This window comes from Kitasatospora sp. NPDC003701 (genome assembly GCF_053587085.1).
This window is the reverse complement of the sequence record NZ_JBSFNM010000011.1, coordinates 46,300-62,837: the sequence shown is the minus strand read 5'-3', so window position 1 is coordinate 62,837 and position 16,538 is coordinate 46,300. Positions and strand designations below refer to the sequence as shown.

Annotated in this window: 15 protein-coding genes and 1 riboswitch; of the genes, 9 read left to right on the top strand and 6 right to left on the bottom strand. The window is 72.1% G+C overall.

Features of this window, described 5'->3' with window-relative positions; genetic code table 11:
• Positions 1–20: 20 nt before the first annotated feature.
• The gene (locus ACWDRR_RS13325; RefSeq protein WP_449772290.1) at positions 21–1,334 is read right to left on the bottom strand and encodes a helix-turn-helix domain-containing protein; all 1,314 of its coding nucleotides are present in this window, start codon (positions 1,332–1,334) and stop codon (positions 21–23) included.
• Between the two features lie 206 nt (positions 1,335–1,540).
• Here ACWDRR_RS13325 and ACWDRR_RS13320 point away from each other — a divergent pair, with 206 nt between their 5' ends.
• Together ACWDRR_RS13320 and ACWDRR_RS13315 are read left to right on the top strand one after the other, a co-directional pair.
• Positions 1,541–1,813 (top strand): hypothetical protein, encoded by a 273-nt coding sequence (locus tag ACWDRR_RS13320; protein ID WP_449772289.1) that lies wholly within the window; start codon positions 1,541–1,543, stop codon positions 1,811–1,813.
• A gap of 217 nt (positions 1,814–2,030) precedes the next feature.
• Positions 2,031–2,786, top strand: coding sequence for a S1 family peptidase (locus ACWDRR_RS13315; RefSeq protein WP_449772288.1), 756 nt, complete (start codon positions 2,031–2,033; stop codon positions 2,784–2,786).
• On the opposite strand, the gene ACWDRR_RS13310 is transcribed toward ACWDRR_RS13315, so the two are convergent.
• Complete coding sequence (locus ACWDRR_RS13310; protein WP_449772287.1) at positions 2,783–3,205, bottom strand: DUF3291 domain-containing protein; 423 nt, start codon at positions 3,203–3,205, stop codon at positions 2,783–2,785. The genes ACWDRR_RS13315 and ACWDRR_RS13310 overlap by 4 nt on opposite strands.
• A gap of 85 nt (positions 3,206–3,290) precedes the next feature.
• Between ACWDRR_RS13310 and ACWDRR_RS13305 the strand changes: the two genes are divergently transcribed.
• Entirely contained in the window at positions 3,291–3,911 is a 621-nt protein-coding gene (locus tag ACWDRR_RS13305; protein WP_449772286.1) for a MerR family transcriptional regulator, read from the top strand.
• A 56-nt stretch (positions 3,912–3,967) separates the two neighbouring features.
• Here the strand turns inward: ACWDRR_RS13305 and ACWDRR_RS13300 are convergent, their stop codons facing one another.
• The 4 genes from ACWDRR_RS13300 to gcvT form a co-directional block, all read right to left on the bottom strand.
• Entirely contained in the window at positions 3,968–5,335 is a 1,368-nt protein-coding gene (locus ACWDRR_RS13300) for an L-serine ammonia-lyase (RefSeq protein ID WP_449772285.1), read from the bottom strand.
• Positions 5,336–5,480: 145 nt separating this feature from the next.
• Positions 5,481–6,749, bottom strand: a complete 1,269-nt coding sequence (gene glyA / locus ACWDRR_RS13295) for a serine hydroxymethyltransferase (protein ID WP_449772284.1) — start codon at positions 6,747–6,749, stop codon at positions 5,481–5,483.
• An 82-nt stretch (positions 6,750–6,831) separates the two neighbouring features.
• Positions 6,832–7,209, bottom strand: coding sequence for a glycine cleavage system protein GcvH (gcvH, locus tag ACWDRR_RS13290; protein WP_449772283.1), 378 nt, complete (start codon positions 7,207–7,209; stop codon positions 6,832–6,834).
• 89 nt (positions 7,210–7,298) lie between these two features.
• On the bottom strand, positions 7,299–8,420 hold the full coding sequence (gene gcvT / locus ACWDRR_RS13285) for a glycine cleavage system aminomethyltransferase GcvT (RefSeq protein WP_449772282.1): 1,122 nt from the start codon (positions 8,418–8,420) through the stop codon (positions 7,299–7,301).
• 229 nt (positions 8,421–8,649) lie between these two features.
• Positions 8,650–8,755: riboswitch (glycine riboswitch) on the bottom strand.
• Between the two features lie 295 nt (positions 8,756–9,050).
• Here gcvT and ACWDRR_RS13280 point away from each other — a divergent pair.
• The 6 genes from ACWDRR_RS13280 (at position 9,051) to ACWDRR_RS13255 (ending at position 16,538) form a co-directional block, all read left to right on the top strand.
• Complete coding sequence (locus ACWDRR_RS13280; protein ID WP_449772281.1) at positions 9,051–9,845, top strand: enhanced serine sensitivity protein SseB; 795 nt, start codon at positions 9,051–9,053, stop codon at positions 9,843–9,845.
• 146 nt (positions 9,846–9,991) lie between these two features.
• Positions 9,992–10,933, top strand: a complete 942-nt coding sequence (locus tag ACWDRR_RS13275) for an enhanced serine sensitivity protein SseB C-terminal domain-containing protein (protein WP_449772280.1) — start codon at positions 9,992–9,994, stop codon at positions 10,931–10,933.
• A gap of 620 nt (positions 10,934–11,553) precedes the next feature.
• A complete protein-coding gene (locus ACWDRR_RS13270) occupies positions 11,554–12,543 on the top strand; it encodes an ABC transporter permease (RefSeq protein ID WP_449772279.1) in 990 nt (329 codons plus the stop codon).
• Between the two features lie 55 nt (positions 12,544–12,598).
• On the top strand, positions 12,599–14,365 hold the full coding sequence (locus ACWDRR_RS13265) for an ABC transporter substrate-binding protein (protein WP_449772278.1): 1,767 nt from the start codon (positions 12,599–12,601) through the stop codon (positions 14,363–14,365).
• 98 nt (positions 14,366–14,463) lie between these two features.
• Entirely contained in the window at positions 14,464–15,474 is a 1,011-nt protein-coding gene (locus tag ACWDRR_RS13260; RefSeq protein ID WP_449772277.1) for an ABC transporter permease, read from the top strand.
• Positions 15,471–16,538, top strand: coding sequence for an ABC transporter ATP-binding protein (locus ACWDRR_RS13255; RefSeq protein WP_449772276.1), 1,068 nt, complete (start codon positions 15,471–15,473; stop codon positions 16,536–16,538). Before ACWDRR_RS13260 ends, ACWDRR_RS13255 begins: the two co-directional genes overlap by 4 nt.

The window sequence follows — 16,538 nt, the reverse complement described above, 5'->3', positions numbered from 1 at the left end:
CGGGGGAGCCGGGGGCGGGCTCAGCCGAAGGACTGGTCGGGCGCCCAGCCCGTGCGCTCGTCCTTGTAGAAGTAGCTGGGCGCGCCCTTCATGCCCACGGTGCGGAAGGGCTTGCCGTGGTCGTTGACGGGCAGGACGCCCTGGCGGTCGCCGCTGCTCCACACCAGCTCCAGCGTCCAGCCGACGTCCTGTGCGGCGGTGCCGGCGTCGACGTTCAGCACTTGGGGGTCGGCGGCGGAGACGGTGAAGGGGAAGTTCGAGGTGGTCCGGGCCTTGACCTCGCCCTCCTGGGCCGGGACCGCCACCGGGCGGGGGGCCGCCGCGTCGAGGTCGACCGAGAAGGCCGCCGGGGTGATGCTGCCGCCGCAGCCGGAGCCCATCGTGTAGGCGTTCCACTTCGGGGCCGGGCGGGTGCTGACCACCTGGACGTAGAGGGCGTGCAGGACGACCGGCGTGGCGTTCTCGCCCTGCGCGGTCAGCTGCAGCCGCAGGTGCCCGGCGGGGACGGCCTCCTGGGCGGCGGCCCAGCTGTCCGTCCGCTTGGTGGTGGGGGGTGCGGGCACCGAGCGCGGGGGCTTGGGGCTCAGGAACCACTGGTCGCAGGGGCTGCCCCAGTTGTCCGTCAGGACGTTGACGTGGAACGGCGCCGGGTCGTCGGAGGCCGTCGCGGAGGCCGTCGCGGAGGGGGTGGGGGTGGGCGCTGCGGTCGGCGGAGCGGCGGCCGGGGGAGTGGCTGCCGAGGGGGTGGCGACGGTCGTGGCCGGGGCGGAGGGCGCGGCGCTGCCGGCCACCGCGGGCTGCGGGGCCGTGGGCGGGGTGTCGTCGTGCCCGGCCGGGACGAGGAGCGGGATCGCCGCGGCGACGACGGCCACGGCCACCGCGCTCAGCAGGATCCGGGGGTAGGGGAGCCTGCGGCGTCGGGGCCCGCCGTCGGGGCGGCCCGCCGGGTTCAGCACGTCGACGGCGCTCAGCGTCTCCGGCGCGCTCGCGGGAGCTTCGTCGGCCGGGGGAGTGGCGACGGGCGTCGCCGGGGCAGGCTGCGGCTCCGCCGTCGGTCCGGCCGGGGGCGTCGCCCGGACCGGCTCCCGGCGCCGGGCCGCGTCCGCCAGGATCCAGCGGCGGTGCAGCTCGACGAGTTCGTCGGCGCTCGCCCCGCAGACCCGGGCGAGCCGCTCCACCGGCGCGTACTCGTTGGGGACGGCGGCGCCGTTGCAGTAGCGGTGCAGCGTGGACGTACTGACGTGCAGCCGGGTGGCGAGCGTGCCGTAGCTGCGGCCCGAACGGTCCTTCAGTACACGCAGCATCGCCGCGAATTCGTCCGTCTCCACGCTCATCCGGCGCCCCCTCGTTCCGGTCCGGCGTTCCAGGCGGCACCGAATCCGCAGATCACGGTACCCGCCGCCGTTCCAGCGTCCCGTACTCCCCGGGAGGGCTGGTGGCCGGGACGGCTCCCGAGCCACTGTTCGGTGCAGCGGCAGCCCGCCCTTCGGCCGAGGGGCGGCCCGCACCGACCGAGCCCCCAGCGGAGAAGAGCAGCCACGTGTCCGTCCACCGAATCCTGATCAGCCGCGCCCTGCTGGTGCTCGGCCCGGCCGCTCTCCGGGGGCTGCTCCGGCGGCTGGGCCGGCGCCGGGCAGCGGCCGAGGACCGCCACCCGGCGGCCGGGCACCCGGGGCGCGGCGGTGGCCGTGCCCGGCACTGCGCCGACCGGTCCGGGCCCGTGCAGCTGCGCGGTCACGGCCGGGGGCGCGACCGGGGCCGTCCCGCGCCCCGCCGCTGCCACCTCGCCGGGCCGGGTGCCGTCCGGCACTGACGGGACGCCCGCCGTGCCCGGTCCCGGCGTCAACGCAGCGACGTCCGTTGCCGCGTTCGGGAACCGGGCCGCCCCACGCCGGGGCTTTCGCCCGCCCTGCCCGCCCGGGGACCCGGCCCGTCGCCCCGGGGGCGCGGCGCCGGCCCCGATCATCGGGGAGACCGGACCGCCGGCCCCGACGAAGAGATCCGACCGAGAGAGATTGCGAGCCGTCCGTATGCGCAAGCCGAACCGCCGCCCGTTGACCGTCCTGCTGGCCGCCGCCGCCCTGGTCGGCGTCGCCGCCACCCCGGCCGCCGCCGTCCGCGGGGGCACCGACACCACCACCGCGGCCAACCCCTTCGTCGTGGCGCTGGAGACGGCCGGTGGCGAGCAGTGGTGCACGGGCGCCCTGATCGCGCCCACCAAGGTGCTCACCGCCGGCCACTGCGTCGCCGAGGCCGACGACCCGACCTCCCTGCGGGTGATCGCCGGCCGGACCGACCTGACCGGCTCGGCCGGGCAGGTGCGGCGGGTGAAGGGCTTCGAGATCGACCCCCGCTACGCCACCGGTCTGCACCACGACTCGGCCGTCGTCACCCTGGACCGGCCGCTGAACCGGCGGACCGTCCGGGTCGCGACGACGCGGGACGAGAAGCTGTACCGGTACGGCCGCACGGCGACGGTGTACGGCTTCGGCCGTACCGGCGACGGCGGCCCGGGGACGCACCTCAAGAAGGCCGTGCTCACGCTCTCGCCGCTGTCCGGCTGCGACCCCTACGTCCTCCCCGGCGAAACCCCGCAGCTGAAGGTCTGCGGGCGCCCCGGTCCCGGGACGACCGACAGCATCTGCAAGGGCGACTCCGGCGGCCCGCTGGTCGTCGACGGCGTGGTGATCGGGATCGTCTCGACGGGCAACAAGTACTGCGACGACCAGTACCCGGTCTCGGTGTTCACCCGGGCCACCGACGTGCCGCCGGAGATCCTCTCCTAGGCGCCCGCCGGCCCCGCGGTCTGCTGCGCGGCCTGCTGCTCGGTCAGCCGGCGGTGGGCCTCGGGCCAGGGGACGGGGAGCTGCTCGACCGGGGCCTGCCAGAAGGTGAAGACGGACTCCCGCATGGTGGAGCGCAGGCCGGTCATGACCGAGCGGTGGGGCTCGGAGCGGGCGAACTGCTGGAGGGCGTCCTGGCTCTCCCAGGCCGACAGGGTGTAGAAGGTCCGCTGGGTCGGCCGGGCGATCAGCGAGGCGCCGAGGGCGCCGGGCGCGGTCCGGAGCTGCCGCCAGACGGCGAGCGACTTCAGGAAGAAGCGCGGGACGTCGGCGAGCGAGCGGAGCTCGAACCGGGAGGCCATCACGACGGCCTGCGTGCCCGGCGTGGCCGGATGCGGGGTGATCCAGGGGAGCGTGGGCATGGCTGATCCGTTTCCGTTATTGGGTAGTGGCACTATCTATGTTAGACAGTGAAGGTATCCAATAGCTAGGGGAAAGCGGAGAGCCGTGCGCATCTCGGAGTTGAGCCGTCGCAGCGAGGTCCCGATCGCGACGATCAAGTACTACCTGCGGGAGGGCCTGCTGGCGCCCGGCCGCCCGACCTCCGCGACCCAGGCCGAGTACGACGGGACCCATCTGCGCCGGCTCCGGCTGGTCCGGGCGCTGATCGGGGTCCGCGGGCTCAGCGTGAGCGCCACCAAGGAGGTGCTGGGCGCGATCACCGCGCACGGCGGCGAGCAGCACCAGGTGCTCGGCCTGGCGGTCGGCGCCCGGCCGGCGGAGGACGGCGCGGCCGCACCGGCCCCCGTCCCGGGCGCGGCCGAGGTCGACGCGCTGATCGCGGAGCTGGGCTGGGAGGTCTCGCCGCACGCGCCCGCCCGGGCGGTGCTGGGGGAGACGCTGGAGACCCTCCGCTCGCTCGGCGAGCCGGTCGACCGGCGCACCCTGCTCCCGTACGCCGAACTCGCCGAGCGCACCGCCGTCCTCGACCTCGACCGGCTGCGCACCAGCGAGGACCCCCTCGAACAGGCCGAACGCGCCCTGCTCCTGACCGTCCTCCTGGAGCCCGCCCTGCTGGCCCTGCGCCGCCTCGCCCAGGAGAACGAGTCCGCCCGCCGGAACGCCTGAAGCCGACAGCCCGCCGCCCGGCCCCGGTGGGGCTCAGGCGGCGGGCTGCGGCGCGGTCAGCACTCGATGACGTTGACGGCGAGACCGCCGCGCGAGGTCTCCTTGTACTTGATCTTCATGTCGGCGCCGGTCTCCTTCATGGTCTTGATCGCCTTGTCGAGGGAGACGTGGTGGCGGCCGTCGCCGCGCAGGGCCATCCGGGCGGCCGTGACGGCCTTGACCGAGGCCATGCCGTTGCGCTCGATGCAGGGGATCTGGACCAGGCCGCCGACCGGGTCGCAGGTGAGGCCGAGGTTGTGCTCGATGCCGATCTCGGCGGCGTTCTCGACCTGCTCGGGGGAGCCGCCGAGGACCTCGGCGAGGCCGCCGGCCGCCATCGAGCAGGCGGAGCCGACCTCGCCCTGGCAGCCGACCTCGGCGCCGGAGATGGAGGCGTTCTCCTTGAAGAGCATGCCGATCGCGCCGGCGGCGAGCAGGAAGCGGACGATGCCGTCCTCGTCCGCGCCGGGGATGAAGTTCAGGTAGTAGTGCAGGACGGCCGGGATGATCCCGGCCGCGCCGTTGGTCGGGGCGGTGACCACGCGGCGGCCGGAGGCGTTCTCCTCGTTGACGGCCATCGCGTAGAGGGTCACCCACTCCATGGCGTTGGCCGGGCCGATGCCCTCGGCGCGCAGCGCACGGGCGCCCGAGGCGGCGCGGCGGCGGACCTTGAGGCCGCCGGGGAGGATGCCCTCGCGGGACATCCCGGCCCGGACGCACTCCTGCATGACGCGCCAGATCTCCAGCAGGCCGGCCCGGATCTCCTCCTCCGTCCGCCAGGCCTTCTCGTTCTCCAGCATCAGGCCGGAGATGGACAGGCCGGTCTCGCGGCTGAGGCGGAGCAGCTCGTCGCCGGTGCGGAAGGGGTACTTCAGCACGGTGTCGTCGGGCTTCACGCGGTCCGCGCCGAGCGCGTCCTCGTCGACGACGAAGCCGCCGCCGACCGAGTAGTAGGTCTTCTCCAGCAGCGTGCTGCCGTCGGCGGCGAAGGCCCAGAGGGTCATGCCGTTGGCGTGGTAGGGCAGCGAGCGGCGGCGGTGCAGGATCAGCTGGTTGCCCGGGTCGAAGTCGATCGGGTGGCTGCCGAGCAGGCGGATCCGCTTCTCGGCGGTGATCCGCTCGACGTCCCGGTCGGCCTGGTCGACGTCGACCGTGCGGGGGGAGTGGCCCTCCAGGCCCAGCAGGACGGCCTTCGGGGTGCCGTGGCCGTGGCCGGTGGCGCCCAGCGAGCCGAAGAGCTCGGCCCGGACGCTCGCCACCCCGGTCAGCAGGTCCTCGGACTTCAGGCGGCGGGCGAACATCCGGGCGGCGCGCATCGGGCCGACGGTGTGGGAGCTCGACGGGCCGATGCCGATGGAGAAGAGGTCGAAGACGCTGATGGCCACGGAGGACGTCCTTGTCTGGTCTCGTGGAAGGACAAGCAGGCGGGGTGCTGACACGGAAGGGGGCACCGCGCGCACTGTCCAGTGTGCGCGGTGCCCCGGAATCCCAGGTGACCAGGCAGGGTGAGGCCGGTCACCTACAGCCGAATCACAGGTTCGGGTAGAGCGGGTACTTCTCGGCGAGGGCGGTGACCCGGGCCTTCAGCGCGGCGGCGACGGTCTCGTCGAAGGCGGGCTTGAGCGCCTCGGCGATGATGTCGGCGACCTCGCGGAAGTCCTCGGCCTGGAAGCCGCGGGTGGCCAGGGCCGGGGTGCCGATCCGCAGGCCGGAGGTGACCATCGGCGGGCGCGGGTCGTTCGGGATGGCGTTGCGGTTGACCGTGATGCCGACCTCGTGCAGGCGGTCCTCGGCCTGCTGGCCGTCGAGCTGGCTGTTGCGCAGGTCGACCAGGACCAGGTGGACGTCGGTGCCGCCGGACAGCACCGAGGCGCCGGCCTCGGCGACGTCGGCCCGGAGCAGACGCTCGGCGAGGATCCGGGCGCCGTCCAGGGTGCGCTGCTGGCGCTCCTTGAACTCCTCCGAGGCGGCGACCTTGAAGGCGACGGCCTTGCCGGCGATCACGTGCTCCAGCGGGCCGCCCTGCTGGCCGGGGAAGACCGCGGAGTTGATCTTCTTGGCCCACTCGGCCTTGGAGAGGATGACGCCGCCGCGCGGGCCGCCCAGGGTCTTGTGGGTGGTGGTGGTGACCACGTCCGCGTACGGCACCGGGTTGGGGTGCAGGCCCGCGGCGACCAGACCGGCGAAGTGCGCCATGTCGACCATCAGCAGGGCGCCGACCTCGTCGGCGATCCGGCGGAACGCGGCGAAGTCCAGCTGGCGCGGGTAGGCGGACCAGCCGGCGATGATCAGCTTCGGCTGGTGCTCCTTGGCGAGGCGCTCGACCTCGGCCATGTCGACCTGACCGGTCTTGTCGTCGACGTGGTACGCGGCCACGTTGTAGAGCTTGCCGGAGAAGTTGATCTTCATGCCGTGGGTCAGGTGACCACCGTGGGCCAGCGACAGGCCCAGGATGGTGTCGCCCGGCTGGATCAGCGCGAACATCGCGGCGGCGTTGGCCTGCGCGCCGGAGTGCGGCTGGACGTTGGCGTGCTCGGCGCCGAACAGGGCCTTGATCCGGTCGATCGCGATCTGCTCGACCACGTCGACGTGCTCGCAGCCGCCGTAGTAGCGGCGGCCGGGGTAGCCCTCGGCGTACTTGTTGGTCAGCACCGAGCCCTGGGCCTCCATGACCGCCACCGGGGCGAAGTTCTCGGAGGCGATCATTTCCAGGGTGGTCTGCTGGCGGTGCAGCTCGGCGTCGACCGCGGCGGCGATCTCCGGGTCGAGCGAGTGCAGGGACTGGTTGAGAACCGTCATGGTGTGGTCTTCCCGGGGAGGAGAGGGACGGCGGAGGAGGCCGGGGCGGCCGCCGCGCTGCGGCCGCCCCGAACGGGCTGGATCAGGCCGGGTTGGTGAGGGCGTTGTACTCGTCGGCGCTGAGCAGCTCGTCGGTGGACTCGACGCGCACCTTGAACAGCCAGCCGCCCTCGAAGGGGGCGCTGTTGACCAGGGCGTTGTCGTCCAGGACGGCCTGGTTGACCTCGACGATCTCGCCGGTGACCGGCGAGTAGAGGTCGCTGACCGACTTGGTGGACTCGAGCTCGCCACAGGTCTCACCCGCGGTCACGGTGTCGCCGACCTCGGGCAGCTGCACGTAGACGATGTCACCGAGGGCGTCGGCCGCGTGGGCGGTGATGCCGACCGTGGAGACACCGTCCTCGGCGGCGGTCAGCCACTCGTGCTCCTTGGTGTACTGCAGGTGCTGGGGGTTGCTCATGGCGTCATTCTCCAGGATGGGAAGCGGGTACGACGAAGCGGGCCGCCGCGGGGACGGCTTCGACGTGGATCTTCGGGAAGAGCGGGGCCTCAGCGGGCGCGCTTGTAGAACGGCAGCGCCACGACCTGCACCGGCTCGTGCTTGCCGCGCACGTCCACCGCGACGGTGGTGCCCGGGGCGGCGTGCGCCGCGTCCACGTAGGCGATCGCGATCGGCTTGCCCAGGGTGGGGGAGGGCGCGCCGGAGGTGATCCGGCCGATCGGCTCGCCGTCGGTGGTCACCACGGTGTACTCGGCGCGCGGGACGCGCTTGCCCTCGGAGACCAGGCCGACCAGCACCCGCGGCGGGTTGGCCTCGGCCGCGGCGGCGGCCTGCTCCAGGGCCTTGCGGCCGACGAACGCGCCGTCGTTGGTGGTCTTGTCGAAGCGGACCACCCGGCCCAGACCGGCGTCGAACGGGGTCAGGTCGGTGGAGAGCTCGTGCCCGTAGAGCGGCATGCCGGCCTCCAGGCGCAGCGTGTCGCGGCAGGAGAGGCCGCAGGGGACGAGCCCGCGGCCGGTGCCGGCCTCGGTCAGCGCGGTCCAGATGTGCGCGGCGTCGCCCGGGTTGCAGAAGATCTCGAAGCCGTCCTCGCCGGTGTAACCGGTGCGGGCGAGCAGCACGTCGCGGCCGGCCACCTGGGCCGGGAGGATCGCGTAGTACTTCAGGCCGGGCAGGTCGGCCTCGGTGGTGTCGGCCAGGATCGCGGTCGACTCCGGGCCCTGCACGGCGATCAGCGAGTAGGTGTCGCGGTCGTCGGTGACGACGGCGTCGTAGCCCTTGGCGCGGGCGATCAGCTCGTCCAGCACCAGCTGGGCGTTGGAGGCGTTGGCGACGACCAGGAAGGCGTCCTCGCGCAGGCGGTAGACGATCAGGTCGTCCAGGATGCCGCCGTCCTCGGCGCAGATCATGGTGTAGCGGGCGCGCAGCTCGCCGAGCGCGGAGACGAAGCCGACCAGCGCGTGGTCCAGCATCTCGCCGGCCTGCGGGCCGGTCACGGTGATCTCGCCCATGTGGGAGAGGTCGAAGAGACCGGCCTTGGTGCGGACGGCGAGGTGCTCCTCGCGCTCGCTGCCGTAGCGCAGCGGCATGTCCCAGCCGGCGAAGTCGGTCATGGTCGCGCCGAGGGCGCGGTGCAGCGCGTCGAGCGCGGTGAGGCGGAGGGACGACATGGCCTGGAACTCCTCGGTCTGGGCACTCAGGTGTGCGCACGCCGGACCGGTCCCGCTCGGGGACCGAGCCTGCGCGCGGGCATGCGGCGGCTGGGTCTCCCCATCTGTCGTCGAACCTGAGAGCTTCACCGCACGCGGGCCCGCAGCGCTTTACAGCTAACAGGACAGCATGGCGGCTTGCACCGTGGGTGGGCGCACGACAGGGCCGTGCGCCGCTTTCCAGATGTGCCTAACCCGTGCGGTAGGGGGGCCTGAGAGATTCCGGGGAGGACTTGCTCCTTCGGCGCCGGCTGTGCCGCCTCTCGGGGCACTCCGGACTCTCCCGCGCGGGTTCGAGCGGCCGGTATGGAGTTAGGGGCCTCGGCGGGAATACGCGGAGACGCGGACATCATGGCACGTCCCGGCGGAAGACGGGAGAGGGGCCCCGGGCCCGGCCTCCGACCGGCCTCCCGGGCCCGGTCCGGCGGGTCTCCCGGGCCCGTTCCCGCCGCCGTCCCCCCGCCGGCCCGCCGCTGTCCCCGCGGCCGTGCCGGGCCCGCCCCGGCCGCCGGCACCGGCGCGCCCCGCGGCCCCGGCGGCGGGCCCGCTAGGCTGCTCGGCGTCGGCGAGCAGAGGACGGTACAGCGGCACATGGGGTACCCGGTGGAGCAGCAGCAGGGGTGGATCGGCCCGGAGGCGGTGCCCCCGGGCGGCGGGTGGCCGGCGAACGAGCTGGAGCAGGTGCTCACCGCCGCGCTCGGCGATCCGGGCGCGACCCCGCGGGTGTTCGAGGTGCTGGCCCGCAGCCAGGTGTGGGTCCCGCTGCCGGCCGGGGCCGACCCGCAGGGCCAGGCGCTGGACCTGCCGGTCATCGAGCTGGCCGGCGACCCCTACGTCCCGGTCTTCTCCTCGCAGGAGGTGTTCCTGCAGCAGGTGCCCGGCACGGCGTTCGCGATCGCGCCGGTCTGGGAGTTCGCCCGCGGGCTGCCGCTGGGCGTGGGCATCGCGGTGAACCCGGACGCGCCGGTGGGCATCCCGGTGCCGCCGCAGGGCGTCGCCGAGCTGCGGCGCGGCCCGCGCGAGGACCGCTGGGACGCCCCGGAGGCGCCGAGCGGCGGCCGGGTGGCGCTGCGCGAGCCGGTACCGGGCGAGGACCCGGAGGCCTTCCTGGCCGCGTGCCGGTACGAACTGTCGGCCCTGCCCGGCGTACTGACCGCCAGGCGGGCGCTGGCCAGCGTCGAGGGCGAGCCGACGGTGATGTTCGTCGGCGTCCAGCTCGACCCGGCGGGTCCGGCCGAACCGGCCGCGGTGAACGAGGCACTGGGCCGCGCGCTGGGAACCGCGCCGCTGCCCGGCGGCGTCCACCTCGTGCTGCTCGACCTCGCGGAGGATCCCGTGGTCGAGTGGTTGCTCAACCGGGTCCAGCCGTTCTACACACGGATGTGACGCGTTCCTCCTCGCCCGGTACCGGGTCGGAGGTCCGAGGCAGGCACGTCGACGTGGCGGTGGTCGGTGGCGCCCCATAGGGTGCCTGCAGATGACCGCCGGGCCGGCGGCAGGTGAGAGAAGAAGAGGCGCAGCGAGGTGGGCGCATGAGTGCGGGAGCGGTAGCGGGCGGTGCACCGGGGCCCTGGGGCCAGGCACCCGCCGGGCGCCCCGGCGCGGATCCGAGAGCGCTGGAGCACGCCCTGCGCGAGGTCGCGCCGGAACGCTGGGAGGCGTACGAGGCGCTGCTGCACGCCCTGGCCGCGGGGCAGGTCTGGATGCTGCTCTGGCACGGTACGCCGGGCAGTGCGGACGCCCAGTACGGGAACATGGAGATCAGCGGCCACGGCTACGCGCCGGCCGTCACCTCGCCCGAGCAGCTGGCGGCGTCCGGCTGGGCGAGGGCGCACGAGGTGATCTCGGGGCGCGAGATCGCCGCCTCGCTCTATCGCACCCGCTGGGGCCTCTGGCTGAATCCGCACGCCCCCGGCGGCGGTGTCGGGGTGCCCTGGGCGGACCTGCGGCGGATCGCGGCCGGTCTGGACCGGCTGCCGGCCGGGCCGCTGAAGCTGAGCGAACCGCAGCTGCCGGCCCAGCAGTTCTTCGCGCTGCTGGAGCGGCAGGCGGTCGAGGTGCGGGCGGTCAAGGCGCTGCGCCGGGCCTGGGTGCAGCCCTCCGTGGGCGAGCCGTACCTGGCGATCGGTCTTGAGCTGTACGAGAGTTCGCCGCCCACGGTGGAGGCCGTCCGGGCGCTGATGCAGCGCGCGATCGCGGTCGCCCCGGAGGGGCTGGCGGTCTCCACGGTGGCCATGGGGGACGAGTACGACCCGGTGGCGCTCTGGATGCGGGCCAACGCGCGGCCGTTCTACGACCGCGAGGCGGGCGGCCACGGCCGTTCGCAGGCGGCGCCGTACCCGCCGGTGCCGCCGCCGCCGTACGCCTCCCAGGCGGGGCCGGCGTACGGCTACGGGACCCAGCCGCCCGGCCCGGCGTGGCCGGGGCAGCAGCAGCCGCCGCAGCAGCCGTGGCCCGGCTACCCCGGGCGCTGACGCCGCCGGGGTAGCCGGGCAGTCCGGGCGTCCGTCGCAACCGGGGGCGCTTCGGGCGCCTTCGCCGCAAGCGGGGGCAGTTCGGTTGTTCGTGTCACAACCACGGGCACTTCGGACGCCGGATACGACGTCCGGCGTTTCGGGTGTTCCCGGCGCGCCGGCGGGTAGTTCGGGTGCATGCACCGCAAATCCCTCGACCAGGACCGACTTGACGACCAGTCAAGTCGGTCCTGGCGTTTTCCGGCCGGATTTCCGCGAGTTCCGCACAGCCTCTTGACATGCATGTAACAGCTATGTGAAGAGGGTAATTCCGAGGATCAGGGGCTGCATGCCAACAGATCACAGTTGGGCATCTGTCGGTTGTCAGGGCTGGCGCAAGCCAGTTCGGATGGCAGAGAGTTCTGCGCAACGCCGCGCGTACTCGGCGCCCCACAAAGGTGAACGCGCAGGCGGACCGCTTGAGCCTCGCGACGCCCCATTCCGCGCGGCCGCAGTACCCGAGCACGTCGCACCGCTGAACACCCGCACCTGTACCTCCGCACGTCCGCACCAGCCGTACCGCCGAACCGGCGACCGGCACCCGTGGGCCGGCCACCGTCGGCGAGGGGACCGAACTGACCATGACCGCACCCATCAAGACCGCCGGGAACACGCCGGAGGCAGCCGCCACCGCGAGCCCGGCCAAGAAGATCGAGGGCCGCTCGCTCGGCCAGATCGCCTGGACCCGCTTCAAGCGGGACAAGGCCGCCGTCGCCGGCGGCGTCGTGGTGATCCTGCTCATCCTGCTCGCCGTGCTGGCCAAGCCGATCGAGTCGGCGTTCGGCCTGGATCCCGACGCGCTCAACCAGGACCTCCTGGACGCCAACCTCGGCGGTCTGCCGTTCGGGGACTGGGGCGGCATGAGCGTCGACCACCCGCTCGGCGTGGACCCGCTGCAGGGCCGTGACCTGCTCTCCCGCGTCATCGAGGGCTCCTGGGTCTCGCTGCTCGTCGCCTTCGGGGCGACCCTGCTCTCCAACACCCTCGGCACCGTGCTCGGCGTGATGGCCGGTTACTACGGCGGCTGGGTGGACGCCCTGATCAGCCGGGTGATGGACGTCTTCCTGGCCTTCCCGCTGCTGCTCTTCGCCATCGCGATCTCCGCCTCGCTCCAGGGCGGCGCGTTCGGCCTGCACGGTCTCCCGCTGCACATCGGCGTGCTGATCTTCGTGATCGGCTTCTTCAACTGGCCCTACATGGGCCGGATCGTGCGCGGCCAGACCCTCTCGCTGCGCGAGCGCGAGTTCGTCTACGCCGCCCGCAGCCTGGGCGCCCGGGGGCCGTTCATCCTGTTCAAGGAGCTGCTGCCCAACCTGGTCGGTCCGATCCTGGTCTACTCGACCCTGCTGATCCCGACCAACATCCTCTTCGAGGCGGGCCTCAGCTTCCTCGGCGTCGGCATCCAGGCCCCGCAGGCGTCCTGGGGCGGGATGCTCAACGACGCGATCAAGTACTACCAGGTGGACCCCCAGTACATGGTGGTCCCCGGTATGGCGATCTTCCTCACGGTGCTCGCCTTCAACCTGCTCGGCGACGGGCTGCGTGACGCCCTCGATCCCAAGAGCAACTGACAATCCGTCAGGACCCTCCGATCCGCCACCACTTCCTCAAGGGGTTGATCTCACCATGCGTAGGTCCCGTACCGTCGCGCTGACCGCAGCGGCCGCTGCCGCGGTCCTGGTCGTCACCGGGTGTTCGTCCGGTTCCAAGAGCGGGGACAGCAGCTCGTCCTCCGCCGCGCCCGGCGGCGGCGCCGACGCGGCCACCAAGGGCATCGTCAACGCCTCGGACAAGAAGGGCGGGACGGTCACCTACGAGATGAAGGGCACGCCGGACTCGCTGGACCCGGGCAACACGTACTACGCGTACATCTACAACTTCTCGCGCCTGTACGGGCGTCCGCTGACCACCTTCGCGCCGGGCCCCGGCGACGAGGGCAACAAGCTGGTCCCGGACCTCGCCGAGTCGATGGGCCAGCCCAGCGCGGACGGCCTGACCTGGACGTACAAGCTGCGTGCGGGCCTCAAGTACGAGGACGGCAGCGCGATCACGTCCAAGGACGTGAAGTACGCGGTCGAGCGCTCCAACTTCGCCCCGGACGTGTTCTCCAACGGCCCGACGTACTTCAAGGACCTGCTGGTCGACAACCCGACGCCGTACGAGGGCCCCTACAAGGACACCTCCGGCGACCTGAAGTCGATCGAGACGCCGGACGACCTGACCGTCGTCTTCCACCTGAAGCACGCCTTCGCGGACTTCGACTACCTGGTCTCCGCCCCGCAGACCGTGCCGGTCCCGAAGGACAAGGACAAGGGCGCGGACTACGTCAAGCACCCGCTCGCCTCGGGCTCCTACAAGTTCGAGTCCTACGAGGACGGCAAGCAGCTCACGCTGGTGCCGAACACCAACTGGGACAAGGCCAGCGACCCGATCCGCAAGCAGCTCGCGGACAAGATCCTGCTCAAGATGAACATCGAGCAGTCCACCATCGACAAGGACCTGCTGGCCGGCAACGCCCAGGTGGACCTCGTCGGCGGTGGCGTCGACCCGCAGACCCAGGCGCAGATCCTGCAGAACCCGAAGCTCAAGGCCAAGACCGACAACGCCTACGGCGGTCGCCTGGTCTACACCGCGATCGACAGCAAGGTCGCGCCGTTCGACAACATCGAGTGCCGCAAGGCCGTCCAGTACGCGATCGACAAGGTCTCGGTGCAGACCGCGGTCGGCGGCCCGATCCGCGGCCAGATCGCCAACTCGGTGCTCCCGGCGGACATCCCGGGCCACCAGGACATCAACCTGTACGAGACCAAGGACAACAAGGGCGACGAGGCCAAGGCCAAGGAAGCCCTCAAGGCCTGCGGCAAGGAGGGCGGCTTCTCGACCGTCCTGAGCGCCCGGACCGAGCGCGCCACCGAGATCGCCGCCGCGACCTCGATCCAGGCCGCGCTGAAGAAGGTCGGCATCAACGCCGAGATCCAGCAGTTCCCGCAGGGCAAGTACCTCTCCGACAACGTCGGCGTGCCGGCGAAGAACAAGGAGAAGAACATCGGCCTGATGATGATGCAGTGGGGCGCCGACTGGCCGACCGGCTACGGCTTCCTGCAGCAGATCGTCGACGGCCGCGCCATCAAGGAGGCCGGCAACAGCAACCTGGCCTCGCTGAACGACCCGGCGATCAACAAGCTGATCGACGACGCCGCGGTCAACACCGACAAGGCGGCCCGCGAGAAGATCTACGCGGAGATCGACAAGAAGGTCATGGAGCAGGCGGTCTACGTCCCGCTGACCTACTTCAAGGTGTTCCTGTACCGCTCGGACACCGCCACCAACGTCGTCTCCACCTCGGCCTTCTCGGGTGAGTACGACTACCTGAACATCGGTACGACCAAGTAAGAGCCTGGCTCCGTATCCCTGAAGGCAGGTGAAGGCAGCGGCGCCCGCCGCCGTCCGGAAGATCCCGGACGGCGGCGGGCCGCCGGAGCCGCCCAACTGTGTTTGCCTACATCCTCCGCAGGACGCTCGCGGCCGTGGTGCTGCTGCTGGTGGTCAGCGCGGTCACCTTCGCGATCTTCTTCCTGCTGCCGCGCCTGGCCGGCGAGACGACCGATCAGCTGGCCACCCAGTACATCGGGAAGAACCCGTCCCCCGAAGCGGTCGCGGCGGTCAAGAAGAACCTCGGCTTCGACCAGCCGATCTACGTCCAGTACGGGCGCTTCCTGAAGGCGCTGGTCACCGGTGCCGAGTACAAGTTCGGCCCGGACGCGGCCACCTGCCACGTGCCCTGCTTCGGCTACTCCTTCAAGAACCACCTGGAGGTGTGGCCCGAGCTGACCAAGCGCATCCCGATCACGCTCTCGCTGGCCATCGGCGCCGCCGTGCTCTGGCTGGTCTCCGGCGTCACCACCGGTGTCATCTCCGCGCTCAAGCCGAAGTCGATCTTCGACCGGCTCTCGATGGGCATCGCCCTGGCCGGCGTCTCGCTGCCGGTCTTCTTCACCGGTGCGCTGCTGCTCACGCTCTTCAGCTACGAGTGGCCGATCCTGGACAACCTCCAGTACGTCAACTTCACCGACGACCCGCTGATGTGGGCCCGCAACCTGATCCTCCCGTGGATCTCGCTGGCCTTCCTCTACTCCGCGCTCTACGCCCGGCTCACCCGCGCCGGCATGCTGGAGACGATGAGCGAGGACTACATCCGCACCGCCCGGGCCAAGGGCCTGGTCGAGCGCAAGGTGGTCGTGAAGCACGGGCTGCGCTCCGCGCTCACCCCGGTCGTCACCATCTTCGGCATGGACCTCGGTCTGCTGCTCGGCGGTGCGCTGATCACCGAGCAGGTGTTCTCGCTCCAGGGCGTCGGCGCCTTCGCGGTCTCGGCGATCGCCGACAACGACCTGCCGAAGATCCTCGGCGTCACGCTGCTCGCCGCCTTCTTCATCGTCCTCTGCAACCTCGTGGTTGACCTCCTGTACGCCGCTGTCGACCCCCGAGTGAGGCTGTCGTGACCGAGCTCCAGAAGACCCCGGCGCCGGTGGCCTCCCCGACCGGGGACCCGTTCCTCTCGGTGCGGGACCTGCGGATCCACTTCGACACCGACGACGGCCTGGTCCGCTCGGTCGACGGGGTCAGCTTCGACCTGCACAAGGGGAAGACCCTCGGGATCGTCGGCGAGTCCGGCTCCGGCAAGTCCGTCACCTCGCTCGGCATCATGGGCCTGCACCGCTCCAAGCGGGCCCGGATCAGCGGCGAGATCCACCTGGACGGCGAGGAACTGATCGCGGCCGGCCCCGAGCGGGTCCGCCAGCTGCGCGGCCGCCAGATGGCGATGATCTTCCAGGACCCGCTCACCGCGATGCACCCCTACTACAGCGTCGGGGCGCAGATCGTCGAGGCCTACCGGGTGCACCACCCGCAGGCCACCAAGAAGCAGGCCCGCGCCCGCGCCGTCGAGATGCTCGACCGGGTCGGCATTCCGCAGCCCGACCGCCGGGTGGACGACTACCCGCACCAGTTCTCGGGCGGCATGCGCCAGCGCGCCATGATCGCGATGGCCCTGGTCAACGACCCCTCGCTGCTGATCGCCGACGAGCCCACCACCGCGCTGGACGTCACCGTCCAGGCGCAGATCCTGGACCTCATCCGCGACCTCCAGCAGGAGTTCGGCTCGGCCGTCATCGTCATCACCCACGACCTCGGGGTGGTCGCCGAACTCGCCGACGACATCCTGGTCATGTACGGCGGCAAGTGCGTCGAGCGCGGTCCCGCCGACACCCTCTTCGACGCGCCCCAGCACCCCTACACCTGGGGCCTGCTGGGCTCGATGCCGCGTCTCGACCGTGAGCTCCAGGAGCGGCTCGTCCCGGTGAAGGGCACCCCGCCCAGCCTGATCAACGTGCCGTCCGGCTGTGCCTTCCACCCGCGCTGCCCGTACGCCGAGCTGACCGGCGGGCGCTCGGCCGGCGAGGTCCCCGTCCTGACCGAGGCAGCGCCCGGGCACCACGCGGCCTGCCACCTCGCCGCCGCCGACCGGAACCGCATCTTCACCGAAGAGATCGCGCCCCGGCTGTGA